The organism is Sulfurimonas sp. HSL1-2, from assembly GCF_039645565.1.
GTDB classification, from domain to species: Bacteria; Campylobacterota; Campylobacteria; order Campylobacterales; family Sulfurimonadaceae; genus Thiomicrolovo; species Thiomicrolovo zhangzhouensis.
Genome location: NZ_CP147914.1, coordinates 2,446,275 through 2,463,166, shown reverse-complemented (window position 1 = coordinate 2,463,166; position 16,892 = coordinate 2,446,275). Strand labels below are relative to the sequence as shown.

Here is a 16,892-nt window from a genome sequence, read left to right as displayed (position 1 = left end):
GGAGTAGGCGATGCTGGAACTGTTCCAATACCAGTTTATGGTCAATGCGTTTCTTGCCGGGATCATGATCGCGCTGCTGGCCTCTATCAGCGGGGCCTTCGTCGTCCTGCGCCGCTACGCGCTGCTGACGGAGACCCTGGCGCATTCGGCGCTGGTCGGGGTCGCCGTCGGGATCCTGACCGAGACCAACCCGGTCTGGATGGCGGTGGCGGCGGCACTGCTCAGTGCATGGACCATCGAATACCTGCGCAGTTTTTTTCACCTCTATTCCGATGCCGTCCTGGCGATCTTCCTTTCGGGTTCGCTTGCCCTGGCCGTGATCATCGTCTCCCTGGCGGGGGCATTCAACAGCTCGCTTTTCAGCTACCTCTTTGGCTCCATCCTCTCCGTCTCGCGGGAAGAGGTCTGGACGATCTTCGCCGTCGGTGTCCCGGCCCTGGCACTGTTGGGGTACTTCTATAAAGAGCTCTACTTTATCGCCTTCGATGAGGAGGTTGCCAAAACGGGCGGCATTCCGGTGACGCTGCTGAACTTTATGCTAGTGAGCATTGTTGCAGTCATCATCGCCCTCTCCATCCGCATCGTCGGGACCCTGCTGATCGGTGCTTTGATGGTTATCCCCACCGTCGCGGCCCTGCGTTTCCGCCAGGGCTTCTCTGTCACGGTCGGCCTTTCGGTTCTTTTTGCCCTCTTTTCGGTGACCGCCGGTATGCTGCTCTCCTACGCCTTCGCACTTCCCAGCGGCGCGACCATCGTCATGTGCGTACTGCTGATCTTTGTCATCTCCCTGTTGATCAACCGCCGATGAACGTTCAGAACGAATTTTCCCGTTACGCCGACCATTACGGCAGCTACAATGTTATTCAGAAGAAGGTGGCGCAAAGACTGGTCGCCGGAGTAAAGGATGCACCGCAGCATCTGCTTGATATCGGCTGTGGGCGCGGTGCTGTCGCCGAACGTATCGATTGGCCTTATCAACAACTTGTCGGCATTGATTTTGCGCCAGGGATGCTGGTGCTGCATCCCCAGGGGGAGCATATTATGTGTCTCCAGGGCGACTTCGACGATCCAAAGCTCTACGCTTCGCTGAAAGCAGCACACTTCGACCGTGTCTTTTCCGCCTCCGCCCTGCAGTGGTCGCCGGACCTGGCGCACACCTTCGCATTGATCCGTTCACTGAATGCACCGGTCTCCCTTGCGATCTTCACGGCAGGGACCTTCGGAACCCTGTTCAAAACGGCGGGGCTGCCACCGCTACTTCGGAGTGCTGATGAAGTGGAACGGCTGGCAAAGCGTTTTTTCAATGCATCGTGCGAAGTGGTCCGCTACTCGCTCGCCTTTGACAATACACGCGACATGTTCCGTTATATCAAGCGCAGCGGGGTCAGCGGGAACCGCAATGTCCTCACCTATAAAGAGACGAAACAGCTGATGCAGAATTATCCGTCAGACCGCTTGGAGTTCGAGGTGCTCTTTATTCAGAACTGAGCAGGTGCTCTTTTTCCAGTGTATAGAGCTCGTAGCGGATCTGCTTGAATGTTTCAGAGAGGGCAGGGTCGACGATCTTATACATCTCCTCCAATACCCGTGACGACTCCTGGGCCCGTTTGTAGTTGGCGATGAGGATGCTCTCAATCGAGGAACGGTTCAATTCGCTCTCTACCGTCGGACGCAGCACGTCATTGACGCTGTCCCGGGAAGAGAGCAGGTTTTGCAGATCGTTTATTCTGCTGCGGTGGCGAAGGGCTTTGAGACTGGAAGCGGTTGTTTTGTCGTTTTGGAGATAGCGGGCGATATCCTCGATGACGCGGATGCCCTCTTTGAGGCGGTTCAGGTTGGCGTCGATCACCCGAAAGAGATCGGGTGAAAGAGCGTCAGTCTTCGTTGCCACCGAAGATGCCCAGGAGCTGGAGCAGGTTGACGAAGATATTGAAGAAGTCGAGGTAGAGGGCAACGGCGCCCTCGATCGGTGTTTCAAACACCCCGCGCATGATCGCCTGCGTGTCGTAAACGACAAAGATGCTGAACAGGAAAACCGCTGCGGCGGAGATAATGACGGCCATCAGCGGGCTTCCGAGGAAGATATTGACGATCGAGAAGCCGATGATCACCAGAAGGGCGATAAAGAGGGGCTTGCCGAAAGAGGTGAAGTCTTTCGTCGTACGGATGGCGTAGAAGCTCATGGCGCCGAAGATGACTGATGTCATTGCAAAAGCGTTACCGACAATGGTCGCCCCGCCGGACATACCGAGGATGACGGAGAGCAGCGGTGCGATCATCATACCGGTTGCAAACGTGAATGCGAAAAGCAGGATCAGGTTGAGCCCCTGCTTGTGCTTGGCAAAGTGCAGGCCGATCAGCAGACCGATGACCAGGAAAAAGAGCGGCCAGTGCATCGCCTGAAGGGTCCCGGCGATAGGAATCCCCACGTACGAACCGACAGCCGCAGCCATCAGGGAAGCGGCAAACAGTTTGTAGGTCTCTTTTACAAAGGAAACGATCTGTGTTTCACTGCGGTTGGCTGCGTAGTGATCCGCTGCCCTGCCGCGTGCATATTCTCTATCATAAAGTCCCATAGTCTATACCTCTATATATTGGAGTTTGATTTCTGAACTATACAAGGTCCATGTCAAACAGATAGTAAATAAATTCAGAGGGTTTGGCGTGAAAATAGTTCTTATTGCTGGCGACACTTCCACTTGTGTATATTTTCGTAACAAAAATGGGGTGAAAAAGGGTCAAAAAAAAGAAATTTGACATATTTTGCAATTCCTCTCAAAAACCTCTTGACATTGCTTTTGAAATCCCCTATAATTCCCGTCCACAAACGATGAGAGGCATCGAAAAGAGGCCTATCTAGCGGGACTTCGGGTTGAAGATCGCGAAAGTTTGAGATCATTGAAAACTAAGCAAGTGGGATGGACAGACAAGGTCTGGAAGTCTTACTTAGATAAGACACAATAACCGTCTATTACTTGGGAAACTAAGTATAGACACTATACAGCCAATGATTTTATATCTTGGGCTGGATCAGTAATCGCTTCATTTATGAAGTGTCTTTTCAATTATGGAGAGTTTGATCCTGGCTCAGAGTGAACGCTGGCGGCGTGCTTAACACATGCAAGTCGAACGGTAACAGGAAGTAGCTTGCTACTTTGCTGACGAGTGGCGCACGGGTGAGTAATGTATAGGTTACGTGCCCCATAGTCTGGGATAGCCACTGGAAACGGTGATTAATACCGGATACTCCTGTTCGCAGGGAAAGTTTTTCGCTATGGGATCGGCCTATATTGTATCAGCTAGTTGGTGAGGTAAGAGCTCACCAAGGCGATGACACATAGCGGGTTTGAGAGGATGATCCGCCACACTGGTACTGAGACACGGACCAGACTCCTACGGGAGGCAGCAGTGAGGAATATTGCACAATGGGGGAAACCCTGATGCAGCAACGCCGCGTGGAGGATGACGCATTTCGGTGTGTAAACTCCTTTTATTAGGGAAGAAAATGACGGTACCTAATGAATAAGCTCCGGCTAACTCCGTGCCAGCAGCCGCGGTAATACGGAGGGAGCAAGCGTTACTCGGAATCACTGGGCGTAAAGGACGCGTAGGCGGGTTTTTAAGTCAGGTGTGAAATCCAATGGCTCAACCATTGAACTGCACTTGAAACTGGGAACCTAGAGTATGGAAGGGGCAGATGGAATTAGTGGTGTAGGGGTAAAATCCGTAGATATCACTAGGAATACCGAAAGCGAAGGCGATCTGCTGGGACATAACTGACGCTGAGGCGTGAAAGCGTGGGGAGCAAACAGGATTAGATACCCTGGTAGTCCACGCCCTAAACGATGAATGCTAGTCGTCGGGGTACTCGTTACTTCGGTGATGCACTTAACAGATTAAGCATTCCGCCTGGGGAGTACGGTCGCAAGATTAAAACTCAAAGGAATAGACGGGGACCCGCACAAGTGGTGGAGCATGTGGTTTAATTCGAAGATACACGAAGAACCTTACCTGGCCTTGACATTGATAGAATTCTGTAGAGATACGGAAGTGCCAGTTTACTGGAGCTTGAAAACAGGTGCTGCACGGCTGTCGTCAGCTCGTGTCGTGAGATGTTGGGTTAAGTCCCGCAACGAGCGCAACCCTCGTCCTTAGTTGCCAGCAGTTCGGCTGGGCACTCTAAGGAGACTGCCTTCGCAAGGAGGAGGAAGGTGAGGACGACGTCAAGTCATCATGGCCCTTACGGCCAGGGCTACACACGTGCTACAATGGGGCGTACAGAGAGTTGCGATACCGCGAGGTGGAGCCAATCTCATAAAGCGTCTCTCAGTTCGGATTGTACTCTGCAACTCGAGTGCATGAAGCTGGAATCACTAGTAATCGTAGATCAGCTAAGCTACGGTGAATACGTTCCCGGGTCTTGTACTCACCGCCCGTCACACCATGGGAGTTGATTTCACCCGAAATCGGGAAGCTAAAGTAGCTACCGCTTACGGTGGAATCAGCGACTGGGGTGAAGTCGTAACAAGGTAACCGTAGGAGAACCTGCGGTTGGATCACCTCCTTTCTAGAGTAACCGGGCACCATTCGTTTGGTGGCCCGAAGAGAAAATCTCACATTTCAGATTGTGTCTGTCCGCTTGCTTGCTTAGTTTTCAGTGATCTGTGTTCTATTGAATTAGAAATGCCGAGAAGGGGCCTATAGCTCAGCTGGTTAGAGTGCACCCCTGATAAGGGTGAGGTCGGAGGTTCAAGTCCTCCTAGGCCCACCAGGATCACTATGTGGGGAATTAGCTCAGCTGGGAGAGCGCCTGCTTTGCACGCAGGAGGTCAGCGGTTCGATCCCGCTATTCTCCACCACGAAGCCTAATACGAGTACTTTTAGAAGTACTGATATTAGACTTCTTAGTGTATAAGAGTCTAAAACGTTCATTGAATTATCATTGTTAAAGTCAACAAATATTTATGAAGATTACTTCGTAAGTATTGCAACTACAATTAAATATTACAGTCTTATTCATATTGAGTAAGGCAGTAAGCGCTAATTAGAATAAAGATATTAAGAGCTATAGGTGGATGCCTAGGCTGGTAGAGGCGATGAAGGACGTACTAGGCTGCGATAAGCCTCGGGGAGCTGCCAAGAAGCTTTGATCCGGGGATTTCCGAATGGGGCAACCCGGCACGGCGAGAGTCGTGTCACCCTGCGGGGAGCGAACCAAGGGAAGTGAAACATCTCAGTACCTTGAGGAAAAGAAATCAACCGAGATTCCCAGAGTAGCGGCGAGCGAAATGGGACTAGCCCTAAAGCGTGTAGTGTGTTAGCAGAATCCTTTGGAAAGAGGAGCCATAGAAGGTGATAGCCCTGTAAGCGAAAACTATCTGCATGTTATTCGAGTAGGTCGGGACACGTGTTATCTTGACTGAACATGGGGGGACCACCCTCCAAGGCTAAATACTACTACCAGACCGATAGCGAACCAGTACCGTGAGGGAAAGGTGAAAAGAACCGTGGTGAACGGAGTGAAATAGAACCTGAAACCTATAGCTTACAATCATTCGGAGCCCCATTCTTTATGAGGGGTGACGGACTGCCTTTTGCATAATGAGCCTGCGAGTTGTGGTATCTGGCAAGGTTAAGCGAACGCGAAGCCGTAGCGAAAGCGAGTCTTAATAGGGCGATTAGTCAGATGCTGCAGACCCGAAACTGAGTGATCTATCCATGAGCAGGTTGAAGCCGGTGTAAGAGCCGGTGGAGGACCGAACCGATGGGCGTTGAAAAGCCCCCGGATGACTTGTGGATAGGGGTGAAAGGCCAATCAAACTCAGTGATAGCTGGTTCTCTCCGAAATATATTTAGGTATAGCCTCGAGCATTAGCATACAGGGGTAGAGCACTGACAGGGCTAGGGCTGCTCACCGCGGTACCAAACCCTATCAAACTCCGAATACTGTATGTGTAACCTCGGGAGTCAGGCGGTGGGTGATAAAATCAATCGTCGAGAGGGGAACAACCCAGACTAGCAGCTAAGGTCCCTAAGTTACATCTAAGTGGAAAAGGATGTGGAGTTGCTGAAACAACCAGGAGGTTGGCTTAGAAGCAGCCATCCTTTAAAGAAAGCGTAACAGCTCACTGGTCTAGCGATTCTGCGCCGAAAATATAACGGGGCTAAGATGTACACCGAAGCTCTAGACTTAGTTTTACTAAGTGGTAGGAGAGCGTTCCATTCAGCGTTGAAGGTATACCGGCAAGGAGTGCTGGAGCGGATGGAAGTGAGCATGCAGGCATGAGTAGCGATAAAAGCAGTGAGAATCTGCTTCGCCGTAAACCCAAGGTTTCCTACGCGATGCTCGTCATCGTAGGGTTAGTCGGGACCTAAGTCGAGTCCGAAAGGGGTAGACGATGGCAAATCGGTTAATATTCCGATACCGACTGTAGAGCGTGATGGAAGGACGCATAGGGCTAAACGAGGTCACTGATGGAATAGTGGCTCGAAGGATGTAGGTTGTAAGGCAGGCAAATCCGCCTTACATGAGACCGAGATCTGACAGGCTGTCGACGCTCTTCGGAGCAGAAACAGAATCGTTGATGCCGTCGTGCCGAGAAAAGTTTCTAAGCATATCTACAGTCGCCCGTACCGTAAACCGACACAGGTGGGTGAGATGAGTATTCTAAGGCGCGTGGAAGAACCCTGGTTAAGGAACTCTGCAAACTAGCACCGTAACTTCGGAATAAGGTGTGCCCGTTGTACGTGAAACCCCTGCGGGTGGAGCGGAAGCGGGTCGCAGCAAAGAGTCCCTCCCGACTGTTTACCAAAAACACAGCACTCTGCCAACACGTAAGTGGATGTATAGGGTGTGACGCCTGCCCGGTGCTCGAATGTTAAAAGGATCCGTTAGCTTTGCGAAGCGGTGAATTGAAGCACGAGTAAACGGCGGCCGTAACTATAACGGTCCTAAGGTAGCGAAATTCCTTGTCGGTTAAATACCGACCTGCATGAATGGCGTAACGAGATGGGAGCTGTCTCAACCAGGGATCCAGTGAAATTGTAGTGGAGGTGAAAATTCCTCCTACCCGCGGAAAGACGGAAAGACCCCGTGCACCTTTACTATAGCTTGACACTGCTATTGGGATATTCATGTGCAGGATAGGTGGGAGCCGTTGATTTAGTGACGCCAGTTGCTAATGAGGCACCCTTGAGATACCACCCTTGAATATTCTGATAGCTAACTGCGCAGAGTTATCCTCTGTCAGGACAATGTCTGGTGGGTAGTTTGACTGGGGCGGTCGCCTCCTAAAAAGTAACGGAGGCTTACAAAGGTTGGCTCAGATGGGTTGGAAATCCATCGTAGAGTATAATGGCATAAGCCAGCCTGACTGTGAGACATACACGTCGAGCAGAGTCGAAAGACGGTCATAGTGATCCGGTGGTTCTGTGTGGAAGGGCCATCGCTCAAAGGATAAAAGGTACGCCGGGGATAACAGGCTGATCTCCCCCAAGAGCTCACATCGACGGGGAGGTTTGGCACCTCGATGTCGGCTCATCGCATCCTGGGGCTGGAGCAGGTCCCAAGGGTATGGCTGTTCGCCATTTAAAGCGGTACGCGAGCTGGGTTCAGAACGTCGTGAGACAGTTCGGTCCCTATCTTCCGTGGGCGTAGGAGAGTTGAGGAGAGCTGACCCTAGTACGAGAGGACCGGGTTGGACGAACCACTGGTGCACCGGTTGTCCTGCCAAGGGCACCGCCGGGTAGCTACGTTCGGATGTGATAACCGCTGAAAGCATCTAAGCGGGAAGCCAACTCCAAGATGAACTCTCCCTGAAGGACGCATGAAGACTACATGCTTGATAGGCTGGGTGTGTACGCAGAGCAATCTGTTTAGCTGACCAGTACTAATAGTCCGTTCGTCTTTTTTCCCTAAAATTAGTGTCTTACTGCCTTACTCAGTATGAGCTGTAATAGCCGTAGTTGCAACCGTTGACTTTAACAATCATATTTTATGCTAACACTTGGCATAAAACATACATAATACCGACACGCAGTCGGATCCAAGAGCTCACCGGAGCTTTTCGATCCGATTGTCCAGGTGGCTATAGAGAGAGGGAAACGCCCGGCCCCATTCCGAACCCGGAAGCTAAGCCTCTCATCGCTGATAATACTGACCCTTGCAGGGTTGGGAACGTAGGTCGCCGCCTGGTTCTCGGATTTACCCCTCTACTTATTAAAACAATCCTGACATTCTTACTTACAAACAAAAACAATATATCAACCAAATGACCTTATTACTGCCTCTACTCCAGATCTCTGTTTCTCTTTAGTCACATCTTATTCCTGTGCTTAGAATAATGTGCGTTACGTATTCCTATGAAATAAAAGTGGCTTTTCACAATGTCTTGTATGCAATTTTAAACGCTTTTAGAAGCCCGAAGAGCATCAAATGTTTAGGTGGTAGAATGTATATATGAGGCACTAAAACATATGATTATACGGCATATATGATCCTGTATCTATTCCTTCGTCTTATATATGCATTCCTTCATTGTACATGCAATTCTAATGTACTATTGAACACATGTATTTGCTGGATGTTGTAGGGTAATGAACGTAGAAATATTAATAATACATGTAAGAAATAACAAGAAACGTAAAAAAAACTGTTTCCAAACGTAACATTATGATAAAATTCTCAAAAAAATCTCTCTTTTGTATCAAAAACGGAAATGGCCGTAAATAACTGTATTTAGGGGTAAAAACGGCCATTTCAATAAGATTTATATATAAATATCTTTTATTTTCTTCCATTTCATCAAACTGCTTAAAATAATGATAAGATCCTGTGATATTTCATTTTTTCTATTCAGATTCAATTTATTTTTGCCTATCTATAATGATCCGAGTTGAAAGCACAGGCTTTCTGTCGAATTACTGTGTTCGTAGGAGTATAAATGACACGTACAATTAAATTGGCTGTGGCTGCGGCATTGGCATTTGGAACGACATCCGCATTTGCAACAAACGGCGACCACCTGATCGGACTGGGTGCCAAATCACGCGCGATGGGCGGTGTGAGTATCGGGATGCCGTTCGGTGCCGAATCGGGGATTAACAACCCCGCGTTGTTGAGTTCTGTCAAGGGGACTCAGATTTCATTCGGCGGTACGCTTTTCGCACCGAATGTCAAATACGATGCCAAAGACGGTAACGGTAAACAGGATAGCGCCGCGGATCTGAATGTCATCCCTGAAGTTTCAGTAGGGAATAAGGTCGGTGACCACTTCTTCTGGGGTATCGGTATTTGGGGGACTGCCGGTATGGGTACGGATTACCGCAGAGAGAATACTCAAAGCACTATGAATATGGTCACTGCGCTCCAGCTCATGCAGCTGGGTGTGCCGCTCGCTTATGAAATGAACGGGTTCAGCATCGGGTTTACACCGATCGTCCAATACGGGGCGTTGGACATTAATTACAATGCGATGGGAACGACTGTCGGTGAAGGCCTTGCGCAGGATCTGAAACTGACATGGAACGCCGGTCTCGCGTATACTGTAGGAGCCTTGACTGTCGGTGCCGTTTACCGTGCTGAAATTCCGATGAAGTACCGGGGCCAGATTTCTGGTGCAACAGGGCCTTTCGCGGGTCTGGGCATACTGCCTGCCCCGTTTGGGGATGAATTGACGCAGCCGGCCGAAATTGGTGCCGGTTTCTCTTTCAAGTTGACCCGCAACAACACAATTGCTTTTGACTACAAGCAGGTGAAATGGGGCGATGCGAAAGGGTATAAACAGTTCAACTGGAAAAACACGGATGTTTATGCTGTCGGGTACCAGTTCGAGGTAGACGGGTATGCCCTTCGTGCCGGTTTCAACCACGGTGCACAGCCGATCGAAGAGGCGGACGGTACGACACTCGAAGGTGCCGCAATCAACGTCTTCAACCTGCTTGGTTTCCCGGCAGTCGTAGAAAACCATATTACTGCCGGTGCTTCTGCACCGTTGACAGACCAGCTTTCCGTGGACCTGGCGGTCGGCTATGCAATGAAAACGAAGGTTTCATTCGATACATCCGCACTTGACGGTATGATGACAGGACCGAGCAACGAAGTGACACACTCACAGCTCGGCGCCACATTCCAGCTGACTTACGACTTCTAATCAAGCAAATCTTCTGCTTACTTTTCCGCCTCCGGGCGGGACCCTGACAATCTTGATGCTATGACATAGAACGGCAGCAATGCAATATTGCCGTGCCGAATTTTTTGTTCTATACGGATGGAAGAAAAGACAATAACTCAAATGCGCATGAGGTTTGTCGATTGAAAAAGGAGAAACAATGAAAAAAGTAATGATCTATTTCGCATTGATGTTTTTGGCGTTGAACGGCGCTGCCGCTACAGAACCGGCAGGCGGAGATGTCAATGCGTACTATTATGCTGCCTATCTGGATCCGTCAGAAGCGGAGAGCAGACTCAAAAGTGCCGGTTTCGAAATCATCGGACACTATGCAGCTACGGAAAAGAGCGAGACGCTCATCATCACGAACAGTGCGCTTCAGACGGCTGCCGGGAAACCCGGGCGCGGTTTCGGTGCGATCCTCCGGATACTTGTCGACGGCGAGCATCAGCGCATCGCCGTGACAAACCCGGTCTACTTCGGTAAAGCTTTTTTACAAAAAGATTATGACCCCGTCCTTGCCGAGCAGCTGACGAAGTCCCTGGCAAATGCTTTGGGTACGATGAGCGTTTCGGAAGACACTTTCGCCTTCGACAAACTGGAGGGGTACCACTTTATGATAGGTATGCCCTATTACGAGGACGTTTACGAATTGGCCGAGGATGATACGGCGGCACTGCTCTCCAAACTCGACGCTTACAACGGCGGGAAAAATATCGTCTTCAAGCTTTCCATGGGGGAGGGAAAGACACTTGTAGGTTTTGCCCTCAGCGACGACACAAAGGCATTCGTCGAGACGATTGGTCGGCAGAACGCCGAGATCCTGCCCTATACGATCCTTGTCGAAGAGGGTAAAGCGACGGCCCTGGCGGCAAAATACTACATCGCGATCAGCTATCCGATGCTGACGATGGGTGAGTTTATGCGTATCGTCAATACGCCCGGTGCCATCGAAAAAGAGCTTTCAACCCCTTTCAAATAACCATGCAGCCATTTGGCTGTATGGCTTCATTATCCTTACAGCTTCATACAAGACTTTCCCGTTTGGACCGATACTGTTTACTGATTTTATGCCATTTTACATAGCGCTGTACCTGAGCGGCTGCGAGAGTTGAGAAGGATGCTGGACCGGTACGGCAATGCCGTACCGAATGCTATTCCGTGATACCGTTGACGGTGTCGATAAAAAGATTCTCCGCTTTGATCAGAGGGTCGAGTGAGGACTTGTCGGCGATGTCCGTGGATGCAATCCAGTTTTGTACGGACGGGAAGCCCATGTGGACAACGCTGTCGTTTTTTTGTTTGTAAAGAAAGAAGGTACAGGGTGCGAAGGCTCCGACTTCCGGATGCACTTTGTGGATGGGAAAGATGACGTCGAGTTTACAGACGGAATAGGTGTCGTAAAAGTCAAAACCGTCATTTCCGCGCTCCTGGAGTTCCTCGTTGACGTCGATAAAACCTGGAAAGAGAAAGCCTATCGGCTCCATCTCCGCTTCGAATTCCGCTTCAAAATCATCTTTGGCATCGAGGACGGTGCCGTCTTTCGGCGCCTCAAACGTGGCCTGGAACGTGACGGAAAGCGGCATGGAAGCATCCGCAACCTTCTGGTAGGCCAGGGGCTTGAAATGGCCGCTGGGGAGTGCTGTGGTTAACGCATTGCCCATTTTGTCCGCCAGGGCGATGAGATCGGGATTGTTCATCGGGATCCGTGTCATACGCGAAAGACCGCGGAGGGAAAGAATGGAAACGTTCATATTGCCCTCGAGGTCTTGCCAGATGGACATGGAGAGGGGTGTCAGCAGCCCCATCAGCGGATTAACGGCAATCAGTTTGGCGGAGAGGTCGGGATCATGGATAGTGGCGAGACGGTAGACCGGAAAGTGCGTTGCACCGAACCGGGCCTGGAAGGGCTTGTTCATGTCATTGTTGCCGTCGATCAGGAAACCGGCCGTTTCAAAGGCTTTTTCTATGGTGGCACCGGTAATTTTGCCTGCAGGGTTGTTGACGGTAAAGATACGGATATCCTGTTGGATAGCCGTTTCCGATGCGGCGGTGCTTGAGAGCAGCGTCAGGGACAGAAAAGCCCAGAGAAGGGCGTTCGCGAAGGGATTCATCTCACTCCTTTGTGATAAGTTCGTGAGACTAGTGTAGCGGCAGTGCGCTTAATTCAGAGTATAGTGACTGTATCACCTTTTTTTATCTTACCGCCCTGAACGGTTTTCGCGAAAATGCCCCGGTCGTTTTTGAGAAGCTCCGGGAGTCTTTCGTCAACTTTGCCGAGGCTGCTGCAGAGGGTACAGTTCTGCGTAATGGCGACTACCGTATCGCCGATTTGCAGCTGCTGGCCCGGCTGGAGGTGATAGGGGTTGATATCGATGACGATATTCTCCCCCAGGGAGCCGTATGGCATGGTGATACCTTCTGCAGCCGCCATGACATAGCTGGCCTCTTCGGAGGTGATCAGAATGGTACGGTTGAGGTTTTTACCGTAGTATTTATCGCCCAGGATACCCTGATCGTCGATTTCGATCTCTTCATATTCATGACGCCCTTCAACCCCTTTCAGGGCATGATAAAGGCCAAGTACCTTACCTTCGTGCTTACTCACTTTCCTGCTCCCGTCTTCTTATAGCCGTCATAGTTCATCGATTTGTATGCACCGCTGCTGACATAGCCGAGCATGTTGAAGAAATCCTTCTCCTCGACATAGCCGGGGGCGGCAAAGATGAGCGCTGCGTCCGCATTCAGGAAAAGCGATGAGGGGTAGAAATTGTACCCGACATGTTTGGCGAAGTCGTGTCCGCTGCCCTTGAAGCCATTATAGGTCACTGTATCATTGTCGTTGATGTTGATATCGACGAGCTGAAATGATGATTCAAGTAAAGCGGCGACTTTCTCGTCCCCGAGGGTGAATTCATACATTGCTTCACAGTAGCCGCAATCCTTTTTGTGAAGCCATACCAGGAGGGTCTTCTTCTGCTTGGCCGTGTCGAGTGCTATGCGGTTGAGATCGATATCGCGTGCGGACAAGGAGAAAAAGAACGACATAAAAAGTAAGAGGGTGATGATGCGGTGTTTATACACGGTTGGTACCTTGGGGAGAAAACGGTGAGGCGCCGAAGCGCCCACCCGGGGATTACTTGATTTTAGCTTTGGAAGTCTTGGTGTTGCCCTTGAGGTCAACCCAAGTCATGACGAGTTCGTCACCCGCTTTGAAGTCGCCTTTGAATGCGAACTTGAAGATCGGGTTCTTGGAGAGGAACTGGCTGACAGACGCGTCCATAACGGTTGCAGCGCCGACTTTTGCGTCGATGTGCGTGATGAAGTTCGCGTTGTTGCGGTCGCCGGTTTTCTTCTCAGCGATATCGTATGTCCACATGTCGTGCTTCGCCATCGCTTTTACAGAAACGACATTACCTTTGAGTTTTGCTTTGATTCTCATGATATAACCTTTCTATTTCTTTGTTCTATAGGCGAAGGCGATCAGCCCTCACAACCACCGAGTGCAACGTCGAGTGTTTTGGAGCCGCTGTAGAGCTTGCCGTCTGTACCCTGTACGACTGCTGTGATCGTACCGGAAGCCTTCATCTTGATCTTGATGGAGAAGTCGATGATGCTGTACTCGTTGAGGTCGTAAACGATAACCGCTGCTTCCGGGTTGACGTTCTGGACGATGATCATGGATTTCGCAGCGATGTCGGATTTGACATCGACCGGTACCGCGCCGCCGTTGCTTGCAACGTCCGGAGCGACGACAGTGACGCCCTGTGCAACAGTTGCAGTCGTGCCGTACATTGCTTTGAGGGCATCGTCAACAGTTTTTGCCGTCCATACTGTCGGCTTGGATTTACGGAAATCTTCCGCACGGACGCTTGCCGGTACAGCAGCCAGGGCGCAAGCGCCAGCTGCGAGAGAGAGGAATGTTCTTCTTTGCATATGTTTATCCTTTGGTTGAGATTTACTTGCTCTGGCCGATCATGTAATCGACCACTGCCTTGAGTTTGTCGTCAGACAGATCCGTGCCGCCCTTCGGAGGCATGCCTGCGTCGGTACCGTTGATGGCGCGAGCATAGACCTGGTCCATACCCTTGCCGACAACAGCGGCCCACGCTTTCTTGTCGCCGACCACCGGAGCACCCATGCCCGCAGCACCGTGACATACGGCACAGCTGGATTCATAAGTGTTTTTCGCTTCGAGGTCAACGCCTGCAGTGTTTTCAACTTCCGGCAGGTCACGTACCTGGGAAAGCGGCGGGATGAACTCTTTCTGCTCGATAGAGATCGGAACGACTTTGGCCGTCTCTTTCTGACAGTTGCTCATACAGCGCTCGTCCGCAGTAGCAATTTTCTGCGCGCCGAAGTTTGCCGGGTCCGCGAAATAGGTACGGACATTTTCGAGACCGTTTTCACCATCGATGACCGGTTCGAAACCGTCTTTGTTCGGCATGACGATCTTCGCGAATTTCTCCTGATCGAGAACGTACTCGGAATCAACTTCCTCGCCGTCGATTTCCATCTCGTTGAGGTTCAGGATATAGGCAACGAGTGCGTAGACTTCATCATCTGTCAGCGTGCGTGTATCCGGGTGCGGCATACCTTCCATGATGTACCACCACAGGGTGCTCGCTTCCGACCAGTAGTTACCGAAGACGCGGATCGGACCTTCGGCATCCGGCGTGACGCGCTGGAATTTGAGGGTTTTTACGTTGTCGTAAGCATTTCCTTTGGAGAGTGCCGGGTATCCGCCGCCGCCGGAACCGAAGTCACCGTGACACATGACACATTTTGCTTCGTAGATAGCTTCACCCTCTTCAGCGGTACCTTCGCCTTTCGGCGGCAGACGCCACGGTGTGACCGTCGTGTTCCATGCTTCGAGTTCGTTTGCCGTCGGTGTGCGCCCGTAAGTGTAACCGCCGTTTTCCGCATCGGTATTTACATAGTACGGTCCGCTTTTGCCGTTGACGGTCGCATAGTAACGCCCACCGTCGATGACGCGTTTGCCGTTTGCATAGGTAAGGACATTGTCGCCGTTGGATGCAGACGGTGCCGCAGCGTCACCGCTCTCGACACAGCCCGTAGCGAGCATAGCGACCGCTGCCGCTGCGGAAGCACCAAGAATAAATTTACGATCGAACTTGAACATTGTTTACCTTCCCTTCTGCAGTGACTTCCCATGTGGCGATACCGTTTCTGTGGTAAACAGATTCGACACCCATCACTGCGGTTTCTTGATCGATTGTCGGCTGGATATAGCCTGCGTCATCGCGTGCGCGGCTCGCGAGGATCAGCGGCTTGCCTTCGTATTTGTACATAAAGCTGAAGCGTGTCCAGGACTTCGGAAGGACAAGACCTTTGAGTTTCGCTTCGACCCAGTTGTTTCCGCCGTCGAAGCTGACGTCGACACCTTCGATCGTACCCATACCGCTCCATGCGAGACCTTCGATCTCGACCATGTCGCCGGCTTTCAGATCCGTCCACGGTTTTTCCGGGCACGGAGAGGTGATGATGGAGTTGACTTCGTTCGCATAGAAGTGCTGGATCGCTTTGCCGGACGGCTTGAGCGCCGTATATTTCGCGGTTTCTTCTTTCGCGTAGAACGGTTCAGCAGCGAATTCGAGGCGTCCGAGCCATTTGACACAGAGGTTGCCTTCCCATCCCGGGAGGAGGAGGCGGACAGGATAACCCTGCTCCGGACGGAGGGCTTCACCGTTCTGACCCCAAACGATCATCGCATCGTCGAGTACTTTGTCAACCGGGACGGTACGGCCCATGTGCGAGCTGTCGATACCTTCCGCGAGCATCCATTTTGCACTCGGCTTGAGGCCGAGGTCTTTAAGGATGTCTTTGAGGTAGACGCCGGTCCACTCGGCGTTACTCATCATCCCTTTGGCGAACTGGATGGAGTTGAACTGCGGTCCACGCCATTCCGGGCCGCCGTTTGCCGGACACTCGACGAAGTGAATGCGGCTGACGTTCGGGTAGCGCTTGAGCTGCTCAAGCGTCAGAACCAGCGGCTTTTCGACAAGGCCGTGGATCATCAGGCGCCACTCGTTCGGGTTGATGGTCGGGATACCACCGTGGCAGCGGCTGAAGAAGAGGCCGTTCGGCGTCATGATACCGCTGAGGTCCTGGATCGGACACATCGCGATAGATGCCTGCCAGTTTCCTGAAGAGAGGAGCTGCGCGTTGCGGCGAGTGATGTTGTGCTCGTACGGTGAAGGCATACCGTAGCGGTTTTTTGTGACCGGATAGCCGATCTTGTGACCCCAGTCCGGTGTGTTCATAATGACAGGATCATCTTCGGCCATCGCACGTGTACCGGAGAGCATTCCGGCACCGGCGATCGCCGTGGCTGAGAGTGCGGCGGTTTTTTTGAAGAAGTTTCTTCTTTCGGCCGACACGTTTTCAGCATCGTGTTGAGAATATTCGTTTCTCATTCTTCCTCCCTTTTTATTAATAACTTTACTAATTACTATTTCGATAGTCATAAGACCAAAACAGCACATCAACCATCGGCAACTTTACGTTATTCGACTGTTGATGTGCTGTCTTTACAGGCGCTGAACCCAATATCACGATCTTATCAAACGTAAGTATACAATACGAAACGTGTATTCAGAGTGAATGCCAAACCGCTACGCCGGATATCGTTACGAAATGAAACAAAAATAGCGGTAAGTGTATGACTTAAAAATATTATTATAACAAATGTATAAAATTTAA

General features: G+C 51.0%; 13 protein-coding genes, 2 tRNA genes and 3 rRNA genes. 9 read left to right on the top strand and 9 right to left on the bottom strand.

The genetic code is table 11. The features are described from left to right. Positions 1 to 10: 10 nt before the first annotated feature. Both WCX18_RS12590 and WCX18_RS12585 read left to right on the top strand, forming a co-directional pair. The gene (locus WCX18_RS12590) at positions 11 to 808 is read left to right on the top strand and encodes a metal ABC transporter permease (RefSeq protein WP_345988367.1); all 798 of its coding nucleotides are present in this window, start codon (positions 11 to 13) and stop codon (positions 806 to 808) included. Then, positions 805 to 1,488: a methyltransferase domain-containing protein gene (locus WCX18_RS12585; RefSeq protein ID WP_345988365.1), complete on the top strand. Its 684-nt coding sequence runs from the start codon at positions 805 to 807 to the stop codon at positions 1,486 to 1,488. Before WCX18_RS12590 ends, WCX18_RS12585 begins: the two co-directional genes overlap by 4 nt. Here WCX18_RS12585 and WCX18_RS12580 read toward each other — a convergent pair. Together WCX18_RS12580 and WCX18_RS12575 are read right to left on the bottom strand one after the other, a co-directional pair. After that, positions 1,475 to 1,891: a thiamine-phosphate pyrophosphorylase gene (locus tag WCX18_RS12580; RefSeq protein ID WP_345988363.1), complete on the bottom strand. Its 417-nt coding sequence runs from the start codon at positions 1,889 to 1,891 to the stop codon at positions 1,475 to 1,477. The genes WCX18_RS12585 and WCX18_RS12580 overlap by 14 nt on opposite strands. Further along, on the bottom strand, positions 1,875 to 2,576 hold the full coding sequence (locus WCX18_RS12575) for a Bax inhibitor-1/YccA family protein (protein ID WP_345985473.1): 702 nt from the start codon (positions 2,574 to 2,576) through the stop codon (positions 1,875 to 1,877). The genes WCX18_RS12580 and WCX18_RS12575 overlap by 17 nt, the downstream gene beginning before the upstream one ends. 488 nt (positions 2,577 to 3,064) lie before the next feature. On the opposite strand from WCX18_RS12575, the gene WCX18_RS12570 reads away from it, so the two are divergent. The 7 genes from WCX18_RS12570 (at position 3,065) to WCX18_RS12540 (ending at position 11,151) form a co-directional block, all read left to right on the top strand. Then, positions 3,065 to 4,567, top strand: a 16S ribosomal RNA gene (locus tag WCX18_RS12570). Positions 4,568 to 4,694: 127 nt separating this feature from the next. After that, positions 4,695 to 4,771: transfer RNA gene (locus WCX18_RS12565), tRNA-Ile, on the top strand. A 12-nt stretch (positions 4,772 to 4,783) separates the two neighbouring features. Beyond that, positions 4,784 to 4,859: transfer RNA gene (locus WCX18_RS12560), tRNA-Ala, on the top strand. Between the two features lie 189 nt (positions 4,860 to 5,048). Next, positions 5,049 to 7,914: ribosomal RNA gene (locus tag WCX18_RS12555) — 23S ribosomal RNA — on the top strand. Between the two features lie 165 nt (positions 7,915 to 8,079). Then, positions 8,080 to 8,195, top strand: a 5S ribosomal RNA gene (rrf, locus tag WCX18_RS12550). The 16S, 23S and 5S rRNA genes sit together here with 2 tRNA genes alongside, the layout of an rRNA operon. 747 nt (positions 8,196 to 8,942) lie before the next feature. Next, positions 8,943 to 10,151, top strand: a complete 1,209-nt coding sequence (locus WCX18_RS12545) for an outer membrane protein transport protein (RefSeq protein WP_345988361.1) — start codon at positions 8,943 to 8,945, stop codon at positions 10,149 to 10,151. A 178-nt stretch (positions 10,152 to 10,329) separates the two neighbouring features. Then, the gene (locus WCX18_RS12540) at positions 10,330 to 11,151 is read left to right on the top strand and encodes a hypothetical protein (protein WP_345988359.1); all 822 of its coding nucleotides are present in this window, start codon (positions 10,330 to 10,332) and stop codon (positions 11,149 to 11,151) included. A gap of 172 nt (positions 11,152 to 11,323) precedes the next feature. On the opposite strand, the gene WCX18_RS12535 is transcribed toward WCX18_RS12540, so the two are convergent. Genes WCX18_RS12535 through soxC form a run of 7 tightly spaced genes read right to left on the bottom strand, consistent with a single transcriptional unit; the run spans position 11,324 to position 16,606 of the window. Beyond that, a complete protein-coding gene (locus tag WCX18_RS12535) occupies positions 11,324 to 12,283 on the bottom strand; it encodes a DUF302 domain-containing protein (protein ID WP_345988357.1) in 960 nt (319 codons plus the stop codon). Positions 12,284 to 12,336: 53 nt separating this feature from the next. Next, positions 12,337 to 12,777, bottom strand: a complete 441-nt coding sequence (locus tag WCX18_RS12530) for an MOSC domain-containing protein (RefSeq protein ID WP_345988355.1) — start codon at positions 12,775 to 12,777, stop codon at positions 12,337 to 12,339. Then, positions 12,774 to 13,253, bottom strand: coding sequence for a thioredoxin fold domain-containing protein (locus WCX18_RS12525; protein WP_345988353.1), 480 nt, complete (start codon positions 13,251 to 13,253; stop codon positions 12,774 to 12,776). Before WCX18_RS12525 ends, WCX18_RS12530 begins: the two co-directional genes overlap by 4 nt. A gap of 52 nt (positions 13,254 to 13,305) precedes the next feature. Further along, the gene (gene soxZ, locus WCX18_RS12520) at positions 13,306 to 13,611 is read right to left on the bottom strand and encodes a thiosulfate oxidation carrier complex protein SoxZ (RefSeq protein WP_231019449.1); all 306 of its coding nucleotides are present in this window, start codon (positions 13,609 to 13,611) and stop codon (positions 13,306 to 13,308) included. 41 nt (positions 13,612 to 13,652) lie between these two features. After that, positions 13,653 to 14,105: a thiosulfate oxidation carrier protein SoxY gene (locus WCX18_RS12515; RefSeq protein WP_345988351.1), complete on the bottom strand. Its 453-nt coding sequence runs from the start codon at positions 14,103 to 14,105 to the stop codon at positions 13,653 to 13,655. A gap of 22 nt (positions 14,106 to 14,127) precedes the next feature. Further along, entirely contained in the window at positions 14,128 to 15,312 is a 1,185-nt protein-coding gene (locus WCX18_RS12510; protein WP_345988349.1) for a c-type cytochrome, read from the bottom strand. Then, on the bottom strand, positions 15,293 to 16,606 hold the full coding sequence (gene soxC / locus WCX18_RS12505) for a sulfite dehydrogenase (RefSeq protein WP_345988347.1): 1,314 nt from the start codon (positions 16,604 to 16,606) through the stop codon (positions 15,293 to 15,295). Before soxC ends, WCX18_RS12510 begins: the two co-directional genes overlap by 20 nt. Positions 16,607 to 16,892 lie beyond the last annotated feature (286 nt).

Coding starts and splice junctions, on each gene's coding strand:
- WCX18_RS12515 (WP_345988351.1), bottom strand. CDS start 14,105: ATGCAAAGAAGAACATTCCTCTCTCTCGCAGCTGGCGCTTGCGCCCTG.
- soxC (WP_345988347.1), bottom strand. CDS start 16,606: ATGAGAAACGAATATTCTCAACACGATGCTGAAAACGTGTCGGCCGAA.
- WCX18_RS12575 (WP_345985473.1), bottom strand. CDS start 2,576: ATGGGACTTTATGATAGAGAATATGCACGCGGCAGGGCAGCGGATCAC.
- WCX18_RS12510 (WP_345988349.1), bottom strand. CDS start 15,312: ATGTTCAAGTTCGATCGTAAATTTATTCTTGGTGCTTCCGCAGCGGCA.
- soxZ (WP_231019449.1), bottom strand. CDS start 13,611: ATGAGAATCAAAGCAAAACTCAAAGGTAATGTCGTTTCTGTAAAAGCG.
- WCX18_RS12540 (WP_345988359.1), top strand. CDS start 10,330: ATGAAAAAAGTAATGATCTATTTCGCATTGATGTTTTTGGCGTTGAAC.
- WCX18_RS12590 (WP_345988367.1), top strand. CDS start 11: ATGCTGGAACTGTTCCAATACCAGTTTATGGTCAATGCGTTTCTTGCC.
- WCX18_RS12585 (WP_345988365.1), top strand. CDS start 805: ATGAACGTTCAGAACGAATTTTCCCGTTACGCCGACCATTACGGCAGC.
- WCX18_RS12535 (WP_345988357.1), bottom strand. CDS start 12,283: ATGAATCCCTTCGCGAACGCCCTTCTCTGGGCTTTTCTGTCCCTGACG.
- WCX18_RS12545 (WP_345988361.1), top strand. CDS start 8,943: ATGACACGTACAATTAAATTGGCTGTGGCTGCGGCATTGGCATTTGGA.